At 38.2% G+C, this 4,140-nt stretch carries 5 protein-coding genes; 1 reads left to right on the top strand and 4 read right to left on the bottom strand.

The window, feature by feature from the left end; genetic code table 11:
• Positions 1-9 precede the first annotated feature (9 nt).
• The 4 genes from AC1DUW_RS22305 to AC1DUW_RS22290 all read right to left on the bottom strand — a co-directional run bounded on the left by AC1DUW_RS22305 (position 10) and on the right by AC1DUW_RS22290 (position 2,057).
• Positions 10-381 carry an ArsR/SmtB family transcription factor gene (locus tag AC1DUW_RS22305; RefSeq protein WP_477643493.1) on the bottom strand — a complete coding sequence of 124 codons (372 nt, stop codon included), beginning with the start codon at positions 379-381 and terminating at the stop codon, positions 10-12.
• Positions 382-813 (bottom strand): SRPBCC family protein, encoded by a 432-nt coding sequence (locus AC1DUW_RS22300; protein ID WP_252430976.1) that lies wholly within the window; start codon positions 811-813, stop codon positions 382-384. It lies immediately after the preceding gene.
• Positions 814-976: 163 nt separating this feature from the next.
• Complete coding sequence (locus AC1DUW_RS22295; RefSeq protein ID WP_477643492.1) at positions 977-1,420, bottom strand: DUF6376 family protein; 444 nt, start codon at positions 1,418-1,420, stop codon at positions 977-979.
• Between the two features lie 31 nt (positions 1,421-1,451).
• Positions 1,452-2,057, bottom strand: coding sequence for a protein kinase family protein (locus AC1DUW_RS22290; protein ID WP_053347808.1), 606 nt, complete (start codon positions 2,055-2,057; stop codon positions 1,452-1,454).
• A 731-nt stretch (positions 2,058-2,788) separates the two neighbouring features.
• Here AC1DUW_RS22290 and AC1DUW_RS22285 point away from each other — a divergent pair.
• Positions 2,789-4,140, top strand: a 1,352-nt coding sequence (locus tag AC1DUW_RS22285) for an SH3 domain-containing protein (RefSeq protein WP_477643491.1), incomplete at its 3' end; no start/stop codon positions are given.

Genomic DNA, 4,140 nt, shown 5'->3' with positions numbered 1-4,140 from the left:
TTTTCTTCATTATGATGGTTCATCCGTGTCCTTTTCTTTTTCGATGACTTTCAATCCATTTTCCCCTGAATTTTCAATCACATGTTTAAGGATGGATAGTTTGTTATCCCAAAATTGATCGTAAAAAGAAAGCCACTGTTTCAATTCCGCTAAAGGTTCTGGCTGAAGCCGAAAGCGTTTCTCTCTTCCGACCTTCCGGCCACTGACCAATTCAGCTTCAGAAAGGATATGAAGATGCTTGGCAATCGCTGTACGGCTCATGGAAAAGTGAGAAGTGATTTCTGAAATGGGTAAATCCCCTTCAGCAAGCAATTGCAGGACCTTTCTGCGGGTAGGGTCTGCAATAGCCTGAAATACATCATGCTTTTCTGCTTCAGACACTTAGCCCTCAACAGCCTTTTTAAGTTTTTGATTAACAATCTGTTCCCAGCCATGTGCCATTCTATCACGAATCACTGAGCTTTTTTCGTTCGGTTTCGGAAGAATCGTGTCCGGCTCTTTCCAACCGCCATGAATAAGGGTAAACTCCGTTTTGCCATCCAGTTCTTTTAAAATGAACGAAACGATCCAACCATCCGTATCCCAGGAGAACGAGAGCCGATGTGGAGCATCTATCTCTAATACTTTACAAGGTGATGGGCCAAAAGGTGATTGTACATGGAACTCCTGTCCCACTTTCGGCTGAAAATCATTTGGCATGAACCATGAAGCTATACCCTCGGCAGTCGAAACTGTATCCCAAACTTTTTGGATGGGTGCTTCAAGAATAACCGTCTTTTTGACATCTTGTAGTGTATTCTGATTTGATTCCATACTAATTCTCCTTTTTTATCATAAATATAAAACCATTTGGTTTCGCTTTTGTTGATTATATAAAACCATTTGGTTTCATGTCAATGATAACTTGTCTCCATGCATTTATTTTTATTCATGATTTTAGAGAAATACTGCGCTTAAAACAATCCAGCCCGTTTGCTTAATTACCCAATTCTTCAATTTGGTTTGCCAGGCTTGTTATATTCTCGATGGATTTCATTATCTCTGAATTTTCTAGTGCCTCGGGGTCGAATTGACCATTTTCAATATTATTTAGGTATAAATCAATTCCATCTGACAGCTGTTGGTTAGAACTGACGGTTTTTTCATGGATGCTTTCTGCTATTTGGGGTGGTTCAGTTGCATTGAATTCTTCAATCTCCGTTTTCATCAGTTGTAGTTCTTTTTCAAGATTTTCTCTTGCTTCGGTATCAGTGGCGGCATCTTGGGACAATGCGGGCACTTCATTGGCAAATTCCTTAACTGTACTTACATACCCTGTCGCATTATCTGCATATTCCAATGATGAATTGACTTCTCCCAAAAGCGAGCACCCGCTTAATGTAAGGATGGACATAAAAGCAATGGCTATAATTTTTTTCATATGTTCCTCCAATGTGATTTTATAGTGATGATTAGATGGGTAAGAATCTTTTTTTATAAATCGCTGCTATGGAATTCAGTATAAAGCTAGGGATTTTCTTCGGGAAAAATGACTTCGAATAGAAGAGATGAAAAGCACTTTTCAAGTCGTGCCACTGATTGCAGGATTTCACTTGCTTAAACCTTGCAACATCAATGATCTTCACCTTCTTTTCAGAAGTGATAAAGATGTTTCTTAAATGGATATCTGAAGGATTTAATCCCTCTTTCCTTGCTAATTGTAATGCATGGTCAATCTCTTTTATGTTTTCTTCCGTTATCGGGATTCCTAATGTTAAACATTCAAAAAGAGTGTTGCCTTCGATGTGATCTATAACTAAATAATTCTCACCCGCATCATAAAGAGTAGGATAGTAGTCGATAGATTGAACAGTTTGGTATATCTCAGCTTCTACTTTAGCCGTGTGAGTATGGTTCGGAAAAAACACTTTCATTGCTTTATTGGTAGAATGTATTCTAAATACATAAGCACTTCGGCCTTTTCCAATAAGTGATAAAGAATGATCGGCATCTAGTAATGTATTATTTTTATCATGAGAAATCTTGACACTTTGAGCTAATTCACTATATTGCTGCATACTTTTCACCTCTATTAGTAGTATTATCGCTTCAAATTTTTTTCAATAAAAAAGACGGTATAACCGATTGTTGGTTATACCGTCTTTAAAAATTAAAAGACCTCACCAAATAATCGGCAAGGTCTTGCAAACAACTGAAAATTAGTTGCCAATAAAGCCGAGGATAAAATCCTGTATTGACGACTTTATTGTATAGCTACTCCCCTTAACAGAAGGATTCCTATAAGTATATATAAGTAATTATATAGTTTATTATGACAAAGCGTCAAACAAAAGGATTGGACGTCTTACTCTACATATATATTCCGGACTTTTTTTAAAAATGTGCATTTATTTAGTCGAACGTTAATTATTATTTCAATTGGAGATAGGCTGTTCTGAAGTAAGTATTAAATTCAAAACTAAATCTTCATATTTTTTCTAAATAACTCCTCTGGAAGTGGGGTTTTTTTGCATTCATCATTAATTCTGCTCGGTTTTTATTTGTCATCCAATAGCGTATTTTTTCCGTTTTAACTTTGGGACGTGGACTATATTACAATTATATCTATTTGATTACTTAAATGTCTGTTAGATTACTATTTAGTTAAAATCGATTCTATAGATCTGAAGACACTAGGAAATATGATATATTTTTAAAGGAATAAGTATAAATACCTATAACACAACTATGATTCTAACCGATATTTAAAAAAATGGTAAAAATATAATTCTTTAGTAGGGAGAATGGGATGAAGAAATTAATTATACCGACTTTCTGTTTTGCAGTATTGTCTACAGTTGCTTTCGAAGAAAAAATATCTGCAGCTCCACTACCGGCAGAACAAATAAATACTATAGAAACTAGTAACAAGTATGTAAATGTAAGTTCAGGCTCGCTCAATATGCGGAAAAGTGCATCTGAAAACGCCGGCGTAGTAGCGAAGCTGATGAAAGGTACGCAGGTAACGGTGTATTCGGAATCTAACGGTTGGGCGAAGATCAAAGCCGATGGAAAAGAAGGATATGTCAGTACCAAATATCTATCGACAACGAAGACTGTAACGGTAACCACAGCTACTACCGCAGTTAAAACGACAACGAAATATGTAAACGTAAGTTCCGGAACACTCAATATGCGAAAAAGTGGGACGGAAACTGCCAGCATAGTTGCGAAGCTTTCGAAAGGCATGCAGGTAACGGTATATTCGGAATCCAAAGGGTGGGCGAAGATCAAAGCCRATGGAAAAGAAGGATATGTCAGTACTAAATATCTATCGACAACGAAGCCTGTAACGGGTTCCACACCATCCGCCCCTGTTAAAACGGCGACGAAATATGTAAATGTAAGTTCTGGGACGCTYAATATGCGAAAAAGTGGAACGGAAACTGCCAGCATAGTTGCGAAGCTTTCGAAAGGCATGCAGGTAACTTTATATTCGGAATCCAAAGGTTGGGCGAAGATCAAAGCCRATGGAAAAGAAGGATATGTCAGTACYAAATATCTATCGACAACGAAGMCTGTAACGGGATCCACACCATCCACCCCTGTTAAAGCGACGACGAAATATGTAAATGTAAGTTCTGGGACACTCAATATGCGAAAAAGTGGGACGGAAACTGCGAGCATAGTMGCGAAGCTKTCGAAAGGYACGCAGGTAACGGTGTATTCGGAATCTAAAGGTTGGGCGAAAATCAAAGYTAATGGAAAAGAMGGRCATGTYAGTACCAAATATTTATCGACAACAAAGCCTGTAAYGGGATCCACACCATCCACCCCTGAAAAAACGACGACGAAATATGTAAATGTAAGTTCWGGGACGCTCAATATGCGGAAAAGTGGGACGGAAASTGCYAGCATAGTMGCGAAGCTRTCGARAGGYACGCAGGTAACGGTGTATTCAGAATCCAACGGTTGGGCAAAAATCAARGCSGATGGAAAAGACGGGTATGTCAGTACCAAATATTTATCGACAACAARGCCAGAAACGGAATCCACACCATCCATACCTGAAAAAACGACGACGAAATATGTAAATGTAAGTTCAGGGACGCTCAATATGCGGAAAAGTGGGACGGAAAGTGCCAGCATAGTCGCGAAGCT

This window comes from Peribacillus sp. P4_C12, assembly GCF_056402095.1.
Note: the sequence above shows the minus strand (reverse complement) of the source record. Positions and strands in the feature narration are given on the sequence as shown.